The sequence below is a fragment of the Brachybacterium sp. UMB0905 genome, from assembly GCF_002871795.1.
Lineage (GTDB): Bacteria > Actinomycetota > Actinomycetes > Actinomycetales > Dermabacteraceae > Brachybacterium.
In genome coordinates this window covers 121,102-136,245 of sequence record NZ_PNHL01000005.1, presented here as the reverse complement: position 1 = coordinate 136,245, position 15,144 = coordinate 121,102, and the positions used below count along the sequence as shown (strand labels likewise).

14 protein-coding genes are annotated in these 15,144 nt (G+C 68.9%); 3 read left to right on the top strand and 11 right to left on the bottom strand.

Going from position 1 to position 15,144, the window contains the following annotated elements:
* Nucleotides 1-3 precede the first annotated feature (3 nt).
* The 5 genes from sufC to CJ197_RS06275 form a co-directional block, all read right to left on the bottom strand.
* The gene (gene sufC, locus CJ197_RS06295; RefSeq protein WP_102235890.1) at nt 4-765 is read right to left on the bottom strand and encodes a Fe-S cluster assembly ATPase SufC; all 762 of its coding nucleotides are present in this window, start codon (nt 763-765) and stop codon (nt 4-6) included.
* Between the two features lie 66 nt (nt 766-831).
* Nucleotides 832-1,170 (bottom strand): non-heme iron oxygenase ferredoxin subunit, encoded by a 339-nt coding sequence (locus CJ197_RS06290; protein WP_102235889.1) that lies wholly within the window; start codon nt 1,168-1,170, stop codon nt 832-834.
* Nucleotides 1,170-2,477 (bottom strand): Fe-S cluster assembly protein SufD, encoded by a 1,308-nt coding sequence (gene sufD / locus CJ197_RS06285; protein WP_102235888.1) that lies wholly within the window; start codon nt 2,475-2,477, stop codon nt 1,170-1,172. The genes CJ197_RS06290 and sufD overlap by 1 nt, the downstream gene beginning before the upstream one ends.
* On the bottom strand, nt 2,477-3,904 hold the full coding sequence (sufB, locus tag CJ197_RS06280) for a Fe-S cluster assembly protein SufB (protein ID WP_102235887.1): 1,428 nt from the start codon (nt 3,902-3,904) through the stop codon (nt 2,477-2,479). Before sufB ends, sufD begins: the two co-directional genes overlap by 1 nt.
* Nucleotides 3,901-4,641: a metalloregulator ArsR/SmtB family transcription factor gene (locus tag CJ197_RS06275; protein ID WP_233190676.1), complete on the bottom strand. Its 741-nt coding sequence runs from the start codon at nt 4,639-4,641 to the stop codon at nt 3,901-3,903. The genes sufB and CJ197_RS06275 overlap by 4 nt, the downstream gene beginning before the upstream one ends.
* 207 nt (nt 4,642-4,848) lie before the next feature.
* Here CJ197_RS06275 and CJ197_RS06270 point away from each other — a divergent pair, with 207 nt between their 5' ends.
* The 3 genes from CJ197_RS06270 (at nt 4,849) to CJ197_RS06260 (ending at nt 7,756) form a co-directional block, all read left to right on the top strand.
* Nucleotides 4,849-5,916, top strand: a complete 1,068-nt coding sequence (locus tag CJ197_RS06270; protein ID WP_102235885.1) for a glutathione S-transferase family protein — start codon at nt 4,849-4,851, stop codon at nt 5,914-5,916.
* Nucleotides 5,917-6,017: 101 nt separating this feature from the next.
* Nucleotides 6,018-6,971, top strand: coding sequence for an ABC transporter ATP-binding protein (locus CJ197_RS06265; protein WP_102235884.1), 954 nt, complete (start codon nt 6,018-6,020; stop codon nt 6,969-6,971).
* A complete protein-coding gene (locus CJ197_RS06260; RefSeq protein ID WP_102235883.1) occupies nt 6,968-7,756 on the top strand; it encodes an ABC transporter permease in 789 nt (262 codons plus the stop codon). Before CJ197_RS06265 ends, CJ197_RS06260 begins: the two co-directional genes overlap by 4 nt.
* Before the next feature lie 39 nt (nt 7,757-7,795).
* Here the strand turns inward: CJ197_RS06260 and map are convergent, their stop codons facing one another.
* The 6 genes from map to CJ197_RS14865 form a co-directional block, all read right to left on the bottom strand.
* Complete coding sequence (gene map / locus CJ197_RS06255) at nt 7,796-8,617, bottom strand: type I methionyl aminopeptidase (RefSeq protein ID WP_102235882.1); 822 nt, start codon at nt 8,615-8,617, stop codon at nt 7,796-7,798.
* Nucleotides 8,614-9,663, bottom strand: coding sequence for a heme A synthase (locus CJ197_RS06250; protein ID WP_158239388.1), 1,050 nt, complete (start codon nt 9,661-9,663; stop codon nt 8,614-8,616). The genes map and CJ197_RS06250 overlap by 4 nt, the downstream gene beginning before the upstream one ends.
* A 133-nt stretch (nt 9,664-9,796) precedes the next feature.
* On the bottom strand, nt 9,797-11,179 hold the full coding sequence (locus tag CJ197_RS06245; RefSeq protein ID WP_102235881.1) for a GntP family permease: 1,383 nt from the start codon (nt 11,177-11,179) through the stop codon (nt 9,797-9,799).
* Nucleotides 11,180-11,325: 146 nt separating this feature from the next.
* Complete coding sequence (locus CJ197_RS06240; protein ID WP_233190675.1) at nt 11,326-13,290, bottom strand: 1-deoxy-D-xylulose-5-phosphate synthase; 1,965 nt, start codon at nt 13,288-13,290, stop codon at nt 11,326-11,328.
* A 160-nt stretch (nt 13,291-13,450) separates the two neighbouring features.
* Nucleotides 13,451-13,933, bottom strand: coding sequence for a hypothetical protein (locus tag CJ197_RS06235; RefSeq protein WP_146007715.1), 483 nt, complete (start codon nt 13,931-13,933; stop codon nt 13,451-13,453).
* The gene (locus CJ197_RS14865) at nt 13,930-15,063 is read right to left on the bottom strand and encodes a hypothetical protein (protein ID WP_146007714.1); all 1,134 of its coding nucleotides are present in this window, start codon (nt 15,061-15,063) and stop codon (nt 13,930-13,932) included. The genes CJ197_RS06235 and CJ197_RS14865 overlap by 4 nt, the downstream gene beginning before the upstream one ends.
* Between the last annotated feature and the right edge of the window lie 81 nt (nt 15,064-15,144).

Genomic DNA, 15,144 nt, shown 5'->3' with positions numbered 1-15,144 from the left:
GGCTCAGGCGCCCGCGCCGGTGAGGTAGCGGTCGTAGCCCTCGGCCTCCAGACGCTCGGCGAGCTCGGGGCCACCCTGCTCGGCGATCTTGCCGTCCACGAACACGTGCACGAAGTCCGGCTTCACGTACTGCAGGATGCGGGTGTAGTGGGTGATGAGCATGATGCCCACGTCGGTGTTCTCCTTGGCGCGGTTCACGCCCTCGGAGACGATGCGCAGCGCATCCACGTCCAGACCGGAGTCCGTCTCGTCGAGGACCGCGATGGCGGGCTTCAGCAGCTGCATCTGCAGGATCTCGTGGCGCTTCTTCTCGCCGCCGGAGAAGCCCTCGTTGACGTTGCGCTCGGCGAAGGCGGGGTCCATGCGCAGGTCATCCATGGCGTTCTTGACGTCCTTGACCCAGTGGCGCAGGGACGGGGCCTGGCCGTCGATCGCGGTCTTGGCGGTGCGCAGGAAGTTCGAGACGGTCACGCCGGGGACCTCGACGGGGTACTGCATAGCGAGGAATAGGCCGGCGCGGGCGCGCTCGTCGACCTCCATCTCCAGCACGTCCTCGCCGTCCAGCAGCACCTCACCCTCGGTGATCTCGTACTTGGGGTGGCCGGCGATGGCGTAGGCGAGGGTGGACTTGCCCGAGCCGTTGGGGCCCATGATCGCGTGGGTCTCCCCACCCTTGATGGTGAGGTCCACGCCCTTGAGGATCTGCTTGGTGCCCTCGGGGGTCTCGACGGTGGCGTGGAGGTTCTTGATCTCCAGGATGGACATGTGCGGTTCTCCTTGACCAGGTGCTCTGGTGTGTCTGTGGTGGGTGAAGGGCCGAGGGGCCCGGAGTCAGGGGGTGGGGGGCGCGGTGGGATCCACGAGGATCTCGTCGCGCCCCTCGTCCACCCGCACGGGGAACACCCGTACGGGCAGGACCGCCGGCAGCTGCAGGGGTCGACCGGTCCGCAGGTCGAACTGGCTGCCGTGCTTCCAGCATTCGATGGTGCAGCCCTCGACGTCGCCGTCGCTCAGCGCGATCTCGTCGTGCGAGCAGCGGTCCTCGAGGGCGTGGACGCCGCCGTCCGCGTCGCGCACCACGGCGAGCTCGAGGTCACCGAGGGTGACGTCGATCGCCTCACCGGGGGCGAGGTCGCTCAGGCGCGCGACGGGAACGTAGGCGTCCGGCATCAGTTCATGCTCCGGGCCAGCTCAGCCTCGATGGACTCGAACAGGTGCTCGCGGATCTCGGGGACGTCGATCTTCTGGATCAGCTCGGCAAAGAAGCCGCGCACCACCAGGCGTCGCGCCTCGAGCTCGGGGATGCCGCGAGCGCGCAGGTAGAACAGCTGCTCGTCGTCGAAGCGACCGGTGGCGGCGGCGTGGCCGGCGCCCCCGATCTCCCCGGTCTCGATCTCGAGGTTGGGCACGGAGTCCGCCCGCGCGCCCTCGGTGAGGACGAGGTTGCGGTTGAGCTCGTAGGTGTTGGTGCCCTCGGCCTCCTTGCGGATAAGGACATCGCCGACCCACACGCTGCGTGCCTTCTTGCCCTGCAGCGCGCCCTTGTAGGCCACGTCGGAGGTGCAGTTGGGGGCGGCGTGGTCCACGAACAGGCGATGCTCGAGGAACTGGTCCTCGTCGGAGAAGTAGAGGCCCAGGTTCTCCACCTCGGCGCCCGGGGCGGCGAGCTCACCGGTGACGCTCACGCGCACCGCGGAGCCGCCCAGGGAGACGACGATGTGCTTGAGCTTCGCATCGCGTCCCAGCTTGGCGTGATGGGTGGAGATGTGGATGGCGTCATCGTCCCAGTCCTGCAGGGTGATGACGGTCATCTGGGAGTTGTCCCCGACCACCATCTCGACGTTCTGGGCGTACTGCGCCGAGCCGGTGTGGCGTAGCACGAAGGTTGCGCTCGCGGACTCCGCGGTCTCCAGCACGATGTGCCCATTGGCGCGACGGTCGACGCCGCTGCCGGTGATATTCACGCGGAACGGGTCATCCAGGGCCGCGTTCTTGGGTGCCACCAGGTGCAGCGCCTCCTCGGACCGGGCGGAGGCGATGGCCGCCGGCAGGTCCTCGGGCACCAGCACGGTGCCGCGCGGTGCGGCGCCGGGGGCCAGGGCAGTGATCTCCGCGGCCCCGGCGGGGGCCTGCACGTCGTAGTCGAGCGCGGGATCGCCCTCGCGGTCATCCGTCGGCGCGTCCTCGAACAGGGCGGCGAAACGGCGCAGCGGGGTGAAGCGCCACTCCTCGATGTTGCTGCGCGGCGTCTCATGGTCGGCGATCTCGAAGGAGCGCAGGCGTGAGCCACGGTTGTCGGCGGCGTGGTGCGCGCCCACCTCCAGGCCCTCGTCCTCCAGCGTCACCTCGGATTCGGTCTCGACCCCCTGCAGGGCGTCCTGCGCGGCCACGGGCGCGGCGCCCGCGGCATGCGCCACGTTCTCGTTGGCCGCGGGATCCCCCGTGCTCTCGGCACCGGTCACATCTGCGGTGGTCATCAACCGACTGCTCCTTCCATCTGCAGCTCGATCAGGCGGTTCAGCTCAAGGGCGTACTCCATCGGGAGCTCGCGTGCGATGGGTTCGATGAACCCGCGCACGATCATCGCCATCGCCTCGGGCTCCTCCATGCCGCGGCTCATCAGGTAGAAGAGCTGCTCCTCGGAGACCTTGGAGACGGTGGCCTCGTGGCCCATCTGGACATCGTCGACGCGCACGTCGACATAGGGGTAGGTGTCGGTGCGGGAGATCTGGTCCACCAGCAGCGCATCGCACAGCACCGTAGAGGCGGAGTGCTCGGCGCCGGGCATCACCTGCACCAGGCCGCGGTACGAGGTCCGGCCGCCACCGCGCGAGACCGACTTGGAGACGATCGAGCTGGAGGTGTGCGGGGCCATGTGGACCATCTTGGAGCCGGTGTCCTGCTGCTGGCCCTCGCCGGCGAAGGCGATGGACAGCGTCTCGCCGCGGGCGTGCTCGCCCATCAGCCACACCGCCGGGTACTTCATAGTGACCTTGGAGCCGATGTTGCCATCGACCCACTCCATGGTCCCGCCCTCTTCGACGGTGGTGCGCTTGGTGACCAGGTTGTACACGTTGTTCGACCAGTTCTGGATGGTCGTGTACCGCACCCGGGCGTCCTTCTTCACGATGATCTCCACCACGGCGGAGTGCAGCGAATCGGACTTGTAGATCGGGGCGGTGCAGCCCTCGACGTAGTGCACGTAGGAGCCCTCGTCGGCGATGATCAGCGTCCGCTCGAACTGGCCCATGTTCTCGGTGTTGATGCGGAAGTAGGCCTGCAGCGGGATCTCCACGTGCACGCCCTTGGGGACGTAGACGAAGGAGCCGCCGGACCACACCGCGGTGTTCAGGGCGGAGAACTTGTTGTCACCGGAGGGGATGACGGTGCCGAAGTACTCCTCGAAGATCTCCGGGTGCTCCTTGAGGGCGGTGTCCGTGTCCAGGAAGATCACGCCCTGCTCCTCCAGGTCCTCGCGGATCTGGTGGTAGACGACCTCGGACTCGTACTGCGCGGCCACACCGGCCACCAGACGCTGCTTCTCCGCCTCGGGGATGCCCAGGCGGTCGTAGGTCTCCTTGATGTCCTCGGGCAGGTCCTCCCAGGAGGTGGCCTGCTTCTCAGTCGAGCGGACGAAGTACTTGATGTCCTCGAAGGCGATGCCGGACAGGTCCGGGCCCCAGGTGGGCAGCGGCTTCTTCTCGAACAGCTTGAGGGCCTTCAGGCGCCGCTCGAGCATCCATTCGGGCTCACCCTTGCGGGCCGAGATGTCGCGCACGACCTCCTCGCTGAGCCCACGGCGGGCGGAGGCGCCGGCGTCGTCGGAATCGTGCCAGCCGTAGGCGTACTGGCCCACGGACTCGATGATCTCGTCCTGTGTGAGCTTCTCTGGTGCGCTCGTCATGGTGTCCTTCCCTCGGTGAGCGGAATGTGAGTCGTGCAGGCATGGGCTCCCTGGGCCAGAGTGGCCAGGCGCTGCACGGGGGCGCCGATGATGCGGGAGATGACCCGGGTCTCGGCCTCGCACAGCTGCGGATGCTCCGCGGCGATGTCGAGAACCGGGCAGTGGCCGTGGCAGAGCTGCGCCGTGACGAGGGTACGCGCTGCGCTGCCCTCCTGCCGAGCCGGGGCGGGCAGCGGGACGCTGAGTGGGCGCACGGTCGTCGCGTAGCCGCGTTCGGTCAGCAGCTCGCTGAGCAGTTCGAGACGGTCGAACGGGGTGAGCTCGTCACCGGCGGCCTGTTCGGTCGCGGTCACGCGCGCATCCAGCTCGTCCTCCCAGTCGGCGACCCGTTCGGCGGCCAGGCGCTCGACGGCCTCCTCGCCGCCCACCCGGGCGAGCTCCTGCATCGCCAGGATGGCGATCTCGTCGTACCCGCCGGGCAGGTGCTCGTGGGCGGAGGCGGAGAGGACGAAGGATTTGCTGGGTCGACCGCGGCCGCGCTGGGCCACGGGCACGACGTGCTCGGCGATGACCCCTTCGGCCTCGAGGACCGTGAGGTGGCGTCGCACCGCAGCGGAGGTCAGTCCGAAGCGCTCGGCGAGCGCGCGAGCGGTGATCGGACCGTGGGCGGAGATCGCCTCGACGAGCCTCTCGCGCGTCGTCGGGGTCGCGCCGTGCTCGTTCTCCGGTTCCGTCACGTGCATCCCTCCCGTCGTCGGCCCGATCGATTTTACAACACTCAGGTTTCTAAAAGGCCGACGAGAGATGTGCCACGGGGCACCCGGGCGGCGCCGGATCCGAGCAGTCCCGCACCCCGCGTCCTCCACGTCACCACAAGTGGATCACATCTCGCACATTGTGCCACATTCAACTATCCTCGGTGCTCCGCACACCGAAGGAGAACCATGACCGAGCACGACTCATCCCCCGCCCTGGAGCACCCGACCAGGGGCGCCTACGTCCAGCCCGGCAAGGCCTTCGACCGCGACATGAACTACATCGCCGACCGCATCACCGTCGACGGCCGTGACGGCTGGCCGGTCGAGGCCGGGCGCTACCGGCTGATCGCCGCCCGCGCTTGCCCGTGGGCGAACCGCACCCTGATCTCCCGTCGGCTGCTGGGACTCGAAGAGGCCATCAGCGTGGGCATGCCCGGCCCCACGCATGACGCCCGGTCCTGGACCTTCGACCTCGACCCGGGCGGCAAGGACCCGGTGCTCGGCTACGAGCGTCTGCAGGAGGCGTATTTCGCACGCTTCGCGGACTACCCGCGCGGCATCACCGTGCCGGCGATCGTGGATGTCCCCACCAAGGCCGTGGTGACCAACGACTTCCAGCAGATCACCCTGGATTTCGCGACCCAGTGGACCGCCTTCCACCGTGAGGGCGCACCGGATCTATACCCCGCGGCGCTGCGCGAACAGATCGACGAGCTGAATGACTGGATGCTGCACCGCGTGAACAACGGGGTGTACAAGGTGGGGTTCGCCGGCTCCCAGGACGCCTACGAAAAGGAGTACCACCTGCTGTGGGAGGCCCTCGATGAGCTTGAGGAGCGCCTGGCGGACCGCCGCTACCTCATGGGGCCGATGATCACCGAGGCCGATGTGCGGCTGTTCCCCACCCTGATCCGCTTCGATCCCGTCTACCACGGCCACTTCAAGGCCAACCGCCAGACCCTCGCCTCGATGCCGAATCTGTGGAACTACACCAAGGATCTGTTCCAGACCCCCGGCTTCGGCGACACCGTGGACTTCGCGCAGATCAAGCGGCACTACTACTACGTGCACGAGGACATCAATCCCACGCGCATCGTGCCGACGGGCCCCGACCTCGAGCCGCTGCTTACGCCCCATGACCGGAACCGTTTCGAGACCGACACCTGGGGGCCGGGTGGCAGTGCCCCTGAGCCGCCGCTGACCGCAGAGGTCGTCGATCCCGCGCATACCCCGCTGCACGTGACGGGCCGCTGACCGCGCTTGGCCCCCCGTGGTGGCCTGCCCGGCGTGTGCCTCGCGCCGCGCGACGGGCACAGAGCGGGATCCTGGCCGTGCCCGCCTACGATGGAGCGGCCATGACCGAACACTCCTCCCCCGCTCTGATCGCTGAGGGCCTGCACCTGGCCTACGGGCCCGTGCGCGCCCTGGACGGCCTGGACCTCGTGGCCCGCCGCGGCGAGGTCACCGCCCTGCTGGGCCCCAACGGCGCTGGGAAGACCACACTGGTCTCCTGCGCCACCGGGCTGCTGCGCCCCGACGCCGGAACCATCCGCGCGCTAGGTGCCGATCCGCACCGCGCCAGCGCCGAGCATCGCGCCCGCGTGGGCGTCATGATCCAGGACGGCGGGCTCGCTTCCGGTTCCACCGCGGGGCGTCTGCTGCGCTACGGCGCGAGCCTCTACCAGAACCCTCTGAATGTTGCGGAGGTCTCCGAGCACTTGGGGATCGATGAGTTCTCCGGCACGATCGTGCGGCGCCTCTCCGGCGGGCAGCGGCAGCGTCTGGCGCTGGCGCTGGCCATCATCGGCCGTCCCGAGCTGCTGTTCCTCGATGAGCCCACTGCCGGGATGGATCCCGCCATCCGGGCAAAGGTCCGCGACCTCGTCCGGGCGCTCGCCCGCACCGGCACCGCCGTCGTGCTCACCACGCACCTCATGGACGATGTGGTGGGTCTTGCCGATGCGGTCTGCGTGATCGCCGGGGGGCGGGCGATCGCCTCCGGCACCGTGCAGGAGGTCGTCGATGCGCATGCGGCGCAGAGCGGCTCTCTCGCGGTGCGCTATCGCGCCGACGGCGTGGCACCCGAGGCGGTCGCTGCGCTCACCGCGGATCTGCGCCGCACCGCGCAGGCGCACGGTGCTCAGCTGGATGTCGTGGGCTCGGGGTCCGCTGAGCTGGAATCGGTCCTGCTGGACCTCATGGCCGACGCCGACGCCGAGACCGGTACCGCCACCGGAACCGGCAGCGGGCCCGACAGCGGGGACCCGGCGGCGCCCGGTGGCGCAGCGAGGACGGAGGAGACCCGATGAGCAGCACCCCCACGAGCATCCCGGGCCGCACCGCGCGTCCGGCCCCCGCTCCGCGCGGACGCCGCATCCTCTCCCATGCAGCGCTCGAAGCCCGGATTCTGCTGACCAACGGCGAGCAGCTCATGGTCGCGATCGCCGCCCCCGCCATGGTGCTCATCGCGCTGCGGCTGCTGCCGGTGGGCCGCCTCGAGGGCGCCGAGACGATCAACACCGCGCTCGCAGCGACCTTCGCCACGGCGCTGATGTCCACGTCCTTCACCTCCCAGGCGATCCAGACCGGATTCGACCGCCGCAACGGGGTGCTGCGCTGGGTGGCCACCACTCCCCTGGGCCGCGACGGGTATCTCGCCGGGAAGATCCTCGCCACCGCTCTCGTGCAGCTGATCCAGTTCGTCGTGCTCGGCGGGCTCGCTCTCGCGCTCGGGTGGCGTCCCCAGCTGTGGCAGATCGCCGCGGTGCTCCCGATCTGGGCGCTCGGCACCATCGCCTTTGGGGCGCTGGGTCTGCTGGTCGCGGGGCTGCTGCGCACCGAGGCGGTGCTGGCGGTGGCGAATCTCGTGTTCGTGCTGCTGGTGGCCGTGGGCGGGGTGGCGATCCCCTCGGCGAGCCTGCCGCCCCTGCTGGGCGGACTCGTGGATCTGCTGCCCTCCGGGGCGCTCGGGGATCTGCTGCGCGCAGCGCTCGCCGGGGCGCCGTGGCGCCTCGGGGCGGTGCTGGTGCTGGCCGCGTGGGCGCTCGGCGGCAGCCTCGCGGTGATGCGCTGGTTCCGCTGGACCGACAGCTGAGCGGCGCCCGCAGACAGCGGTGCCCGAGCCCGGGAGTGCTCAGCCGAGCGAGCTGCGCGGGGCGGGGTCGTCGGCGCGGGCGGTAAGGATGACCGGCGCGCCGTCGGTGACCTGGAGCGTGTGCTCGGCGTGAGCGCCACGGGATCCGTCGGCGCTCAGCTGTGTCCACCCGTCGCGCTCATCGATCATGAGCTCATTCGTGGTCGGTACGAGGAACGGTTCGACGGTGATCAGCTGCCCGGCCACGAGCTCGGCCCCAGCGCCCGGCGTGCCATGGTTGGGCACGAATGGCGCCTCGTGCATGGTGCGGCCCACGCCGTGCCCGCCGAAGCGCTCGTTGATCGTGTAGCCGAGCTCATGCGCCGCGGTCATCACGGCATGGCCGATATCGCCGACGGTCGCGCCGGAGCGCACCTGGTCGATGCCCGCCCACATCACCTGCTCGGTGTCGCGGATCAGCTGCAGGTCCTCCTCCCGCGGCGTGCCCACCGGGATCGTGAGGCAGGAATCCGCGACCCAGCCCTCAACCTGCACCGCGAAGTCCAGGGAGAGCAGGTCTCCGTCGGCCAGCACCCGATCGTGAGGGCGGCCGTGCAGCACACCGTCGTTCAGGGAGGTGCAGATGACGTGCCCGAAGGGGCCGGAGCCGAAGGCGGGCGCATAGTCGAGGTAGCAGCTGGTGGCTCCTCGCTCGCGGATCAGGCGGTGCGCTTCCGCATCGATGTCCAAGAGATTCCAGCCCACCTCGACGACGTTGCGCAGATGGCTGAGGACTTCGGCGACGAACTCCCCGGCGGGGCGGGCCTGCTCGAGGGTGGGCAGTTCGGCGGTCTGTTGGCGGCGTCGGCGGCCGAGGATCATCGTGCACCTGCCGTATCCGCGGCATCGAGCTGCTCACCGGTGGCGATGTCGGTGGCCGGTCCCTCCTCAGGGGCCTGCCAGGTCACCAGTCGGGCGCCCACCAGGGCGATGGCCGCGGCGAACATCGCTGCGCCCACCAGGTGGAGGAACACCACCAGCTCGGGCAGGCCGGTGAAGTACTGGATGTAGCCGACGATGCCCTGGGCCACGGTGACCCCCAGCAGCAGCCAGGCGGCCGCGCGGGCCTCCTTCCGCACGCCTGCGCGATGCAGCACCACCATGAGCGCCACCAGCAGGCCGCAGAAGATCCACACCGCCACGGCGTGCAGGCGGGAGATCAGCACCGGATTGACCGTGATGCGCACGATGTCCCCGGCATCGCCCGAATGCGGGCCGGTGCCGGTCACGATCGTGCCCAGCACGAGGACCGTGAATCCCATCGCGGCCAGCGGCGCGAACAGCAGCAGGGCCAGGCGCGGAGCGGCCAGGCGCAGCACCCCGTCGCCGTCATACAGCCGCACCACCAGCACCATGGAGGCGGCGGCGAGGATCGGGGAGAGCAGGAAGTGGGGGCTCACCACGCCGGGGTGCAGGTCCGCCTTGACCACCACCATCCCGATGAGCGCCTGCAGGAGCGTGCCGATCAGCGGCACTGTCGCCAGCCGCAGGAAGCCGACGCCCTTGTGCCGTAGCCAGCGCCAGGCCACCACCAGCAGCAGCACCGCGAAGATGCTCAGTACACCGGTGAGGGAGCGGTTGCCGTACTCCACCAGCGGGTGGATCCCCGCCTCGAGAGTCAGCTCGGGCACGAACTGTCCGGGCTCGCAGTGCGGCCACGTCGAGCAGCCCAGGCCCGATCCGGTCAGGCGTACCAGGCCGCCCGTGAGGATGATGCCCATCTGGCTGATCAGGTTGCCCCAGAAGGCGACCTGCACGATGCGGGCGCGGCGCTGCGGCCCCCAGTCGACAAGACGCGGATCGGGCAGAGTGGAGATGCGGCCGTGGCGCTCGGGCAGAGGCGCTGGTGCCGGGGCAGGATCGGACATAACTGCAGTCTAGGTCTCGGGACCGGGCATGGCCGGGTGCGGCGGGCCCGGCGCACCGGGCGATCGCCCGATGTCACAGCTGCAGGGACGTCGCTACCGCATCCACAACACCGTCACGGCACGCAGGATGTCGTCACAGCACCAGGAAGATCAGAGCCGCCATGGCGAACACCATGAGCGACTGCAGGGTCTGCTGCACGGTCCAGGTGCGCAGCGTCGTGGCCACATCCATGCCGAACAGACGGCCGACGAGCCAGAACCCCGAATCATTCACATGCGAGGCGAACACCGAACCGGCCGCACAGGCCAGCGTGATCGCCACGATCTGCATCTGCGAGAAGTCTCCGGCCATCACCGCCGGGGCCATGAGCCCGGCCGCAGTGGTCAGGGCCACGGTGGCCGATCCCTGCGCGACCCGCAGCACCACAGCCACGGTGTAGACGGCCAGCAGCACCGGGATGCCCAAGTCGTTCATGACATCGGCGAGGGCATCGCCGATCCCGGAGGAGCGCAGCACCCCGCCATACATGCCGCCGGCACCGGTGATGAACACGACCGCCGCGATGGGACCCAGAGCCGAGTCCACCAGCTTCTCCAGGGCACTGCCGGATTCTCCGCGGGCACTGCCCAGCACCACCAGGGCGACCAGCAGCGAGATCAGCAGCGCGATCCCGGACTTGCCAAGCAAGGTGAAGACCTGCGCCCAGGTCTCCTCGCCGGTGATGAACCCTGCCGTCGCGGCGTAGTCCACGCCGGTGTTCAGGAAGATCAGCAGCATCGGCAGCAGGAGCACGGCGATCACCGTGAGCGCCGACGGCGGATTCTTCACGTCTGCGTCATCCTCGGTGGAGAAGATGGCCCCGGGAATGTCCGTGAAGGAGAAGCGGCGGCCGCACACCTTCCCCCACAGGTAGCCGGTGACGTAGAAGGTGGGGACCGCGACCACGATGCCGGCGAGGATCAGCAGACCGAGGTTGGTGCCGAAATAGGTGGAGGCGGCCACGGGACCGGGGTGCGGCGGGACGAAGACATGCATGACGCTGAACGCGACCGCGGTGGGCATCGCATAGAGCAGGATCGGTCCGCCCAGCCGCGCTGCAACGGCGAACACGATCGGCAGCATGACCACAAGCCCGGCATCGAAGAACATCGGGAAGCCAAGGAACAGGGAGGCTGCGCCCAGGGCGACCGGGGCCCGTCGTTCCCCGAAGATCCGGATCATCGAATCGGCGAGAACCCGAGCGCCGCCGGAGTGCTCGATGAGCTTGCCGAGCATCGCACCGAGACCGACCAGGATGCCCACGTCCCCGAGGGTGCTGCGGAACCCGCCCATCACCACCTCATAGAGGTCGCCGGTGGGGATCCCCGCGACGATCGCCGTGAGCACGGAGACCACCACCAGGGTGACGAAGGCATGGACCTTGAACTTGATGATGAGCAGGAGGATCAGGGCGATACCGGCGGCAGCGATGCCGAGCAGCGGTCCCGCCCCCAGGGTCTGTTCCCAGGTATCCACGTGGGGGCTCCGATCTGAGAAGGTGCGGCGGTGTCGGGGCAAGGCCGGTCGCCTCGCAGACGGTGGCGAATATACCTCTCAGCTGGGGCCGGGATCCTAGGGGCACCGAGGCGCGCAGGGCCGGTCTCGGCGGTCTCGGGCCGGTCTCAGAGCACCTCGCGCAGGGTGCGGGCGATGCCGGCGGCGTCCATGCCGCAGCGTTCGAGGATGGCCTCACGCTTCGCGTGTCGGGGGAAGCTCTGCGGCACGCCGATGGTGCGCAGCAGCGGTGCGGGGTGCTCGCGGGTCGCGCGCGTGGTGAGCTCATGGACGAGGGCTGCGCCGATGCCACGCTCAACCACGCCGTCCTCGGTAGTGACCACAGCGCGGGCACGGACGGCGGCCTTCAGCAGCGGCGTCGGCAGTGGCAGCGCCTGCACGGGGTCGATCACGTGGATCCGGGCCTCGGGGTGCTCGCGGGCCACCTCGCGGGCCGCGGCGACGGCGGCGTGGCCGAGCGCCCCGATCGAGACGACGAGGATGTCCGGCGCTCCAGGGTCTGCGGGTGCATCGGCCGCCTCGGGGCCGGTGCGCAGCAGCGTGTCGATCCCCTCGCGGGTCTCGATCGCGGGCAGCGCAGCTGGGGCCTTGCCCTTGGGAAAGCGCACGAGGCTCAGCCCCGGCGTGGCGAGGGCCGCGGGTACGGCGCGGGCGAGCTGATCACCATCGCGCGGTGCGAACACGGTCGCGCCGGGGACCTGGGCGGCCAGGGCCAAGTCCCACATGCCGTGGTGGCTGGGCCCGTCGTCCCCGGTGATGCCGGCGCGATCCAGCGTGATGGTGACGTCTTCGTGGTGCAGGGCAACATCCAGCAGCATCTGGTCGAAGGCCCGGTTCAGGAACGTCGAGTAGAGGGCGACGAGCGGCTTCGCGCCACCTCGGGAGAGCCCCGCGGCAGTGCCAAGAGCGAGCTGCTCGGCGATGCCGACATCGAGGACCCGATCGGGCATCTTGCGCTGCATCGGGGTGAGGCCGACGGGGTCCACCATCGCGGCGCTGATGGCGATGACGCGCTCATCGGCGCGGGCGGCCTCGAGCACTGCCTCGCCCAGGCGCGCGGTCCAGGTGGTGGCAGCGGGCGGGGCCGGGTCCTCGGCCGCCGGGGGCGCGGGCGGGGTGATCTCGAAGGGGCCGGTGGCGTGCCAGTGGTCGAGGGCATCGGCCTCAGCGCGGTCGAAACCGGCGCCCTTGCGGGTGACCACGTGGACCACCGCGGCACCGGCCGCCGGGTCCTCGGCGACGCTGCGGGCGCGGGCGAGCACATCGGCGAGAGCGGCATGGTCGTGCCCGTCCACGGGCCCGAGATACGTGAGGCCCAAGGCGGTGAACAGATCTGCTCCGGCAGGCAGCTCGCCACCGCGCAGCTGCTGCAGGTGGGCGGCGAGACCGCCGATGGTCGGGGCGTAGGAGCGGGTATTGTCGTTGAGGACCACCACGGCACCGGAGCCGACGTCGGCGGCCAGCTCATGCAGAGCCTCCAGGCTCACGCCCCCGGTCAGGGCACCATCGCCGATCACGGCGACAGTGACGCCGCGCTGCCCGATGCGGCGGCGGGCACGGTCGATGCCATGCGCCCAGGCGATCGAGCCGGAGGCGTGGGAGTTCTCCACCACGTCATGGGCGGATTCGCGACGGTCGGGGTAGCCGGAGGTGCCGCCCTCACGGCGCAGACCGTCAAGGTCGGGGCGGCCGGTGAGCATCTTGTGGACGTAGGCCTGGTGGCCGGTGTCAAAGATGATCGGCTCCTGCGGGGAGCGGAACTCGCGGTGCAGGGCAATCGTGAGCTCGACGACGCCGAGGTTCGGGCCCAGGTGCCCGCCATGCTCCGAGGTGATCTCCAGCAGGCGACGGCGAAGGGTGCGGGCAAGCCCGGGCAGCTGGTCGAGGTGCAGCGTCCGCAGCTGTTCGGGATTCGCGGGGATCTCGACCTCCGCGGGGGCGCCGAGCGCGGCCGCATCCTGGGGCAGCACGCCCGGGAACGCGAAGCTGGCGGGATCTGCAGGGCGGGTGGAGGACCGCGCCACGGCGGCTTCGCCTCGTACCGCTGCGATGTGCTCGCGAGTGCTCGTCACGCGCTGTCCTCCCTCGGCCGATGTGCTGACCGCCCCACTGTACGGGCACCTGACCTGTACCGACGCGAGGCATGATCACATCTGTGCACATCTTCACCGGGGATTTACGTCATCCCGTCAGGGTCTGCACCGCCGTGCACGCGCCCTGGGTCGACGTGCGTCAGCCGTCCCTCAACTGCACCAGCTCTCGGCCCCCCACGCCGACCAGCCGGACCGTGCTGTCGTAGACAGACTGCGCGGAACTGTGGTCGAAAACGTCCGCAGCAACCATGATCGCGTCCACCGCTCGTCCACCAGCGCGCAGCAGGAACAGCTGGGTCGACGACGTGTAATAGGTGCCGGAAATCAAGGGAAACCCCGCCGCATCATTGACGACCTCCCCTCGCGCGCCCTCGGCGAAGACCATGAGGTCGTCGAAGGAGGTATCAACGATCTCGGACAAGGCCACATCACCGCCGTCCTCCCAGACCCGCAGGATCTCCTGATCCACATTCTCGTCCGATCGCAGCTTCACATCGTCCTCCACCTGTTTGTTCGGAAAGCATCCGGGGATCGTGCCGACTCCGAGGAGCACCGTCACCGCCAGGGCGTCACGACGTGACAATCGCCGCGTCCTGCCAGAATTTTTCACGCTGTCGCTCAACTCGTCTGCCGCTCCTGCGGATGTCCCGGGGCTTCAGGTGCCCCCGGGGCCGGGGCACCGGTCTGCTCAGCAGTCACAGCATTCGAAGGAACCAAGTTTCCCTGAGAGTCGATAACCACCATCTCGCCGTTCGCAACGGCTTGCTCCACGAGGTCAGCGAGCTCAGCATCGCTAGCACCGGGATTCTCTGCCGCAATCCTCCGGCCCACCTCATTGTTGTAGAGGTCCATTGCTTCACGTGCCGCATCGTTACCTGGAATGCGCTCATGCGCTGTCCAGTAGTCGGTCGCCCACGCCTGACCGTGATCGCGAGCGCTCAGCGCATTGACGTACGCATGACGGAACGCGTCTGCGTGATCATCGTTAAATGGTGCACCGCCTTCAGGAACATGGGGGTCATTGCCCTGCGAATCCCCGTATCGCTGCTCTGTCTCCACAAACGCCCTATCCGTATTGTCAGCAAAATCTTTCTTTCCCAGCGGCCCCAGCTTGTCGAGCAGCTCTCCCTCCGTCGCGGTAATTCGCCGAGGGTCGGGGATGTCCATACCTGCCAACTCGGCGAGTTTTCGCTGCCAGCCGGTGAGCTCCCAATCAATCATGTCGTCATCCTCGACCTGGTACTCCTCGAGGATGCGGTCAGCATCCTCCTGTGTCAGCGGGTCCCCCGGAGCGGCGCCCGTCCTGGAGCTGGTGCCGGAATTGTTCCCGTTGCCCACACCGTCATCGCCATCAGAGTGAGGGGAGACTCCATCTGTCGCCGGGACCGGCGCTGGATCTGTAGGTCCGTCTGTGCCGGGGCTATGGCCACCGCCATCTTTACCAGTGGAAGGTGCACCAGATCCCGAGCCATCATCTTGCGCGGCGCTGGCTTCGTCCTGCTCCTGGATGTGGTGATCAAGCTCGTCTCCGAAGCTCCTGATCCGTCCGCTGAGCTCCATCCCCGGGCGAGCTACGTTCGTATCAAAACCATTGCGAAACCCATCAGCGTCCGGTCCACGCCAGGAGTTCTCATCCATCACGAGCGGCGCCAGTGAAGCTAGCAGCTGCCCGAGCTCGGCACCGCGATCCCGCAGGCTGAGCGCATACTGCTCGCCTTGCCGAACATCCATCCCATAGAACGTCATCATCATCCCGGCTCTTTCATCACCTGAGTTTCTCACCCATCATCGCTTCCCGAGGGCATACCCGCGATGGGGAGGATTCCCCATGCG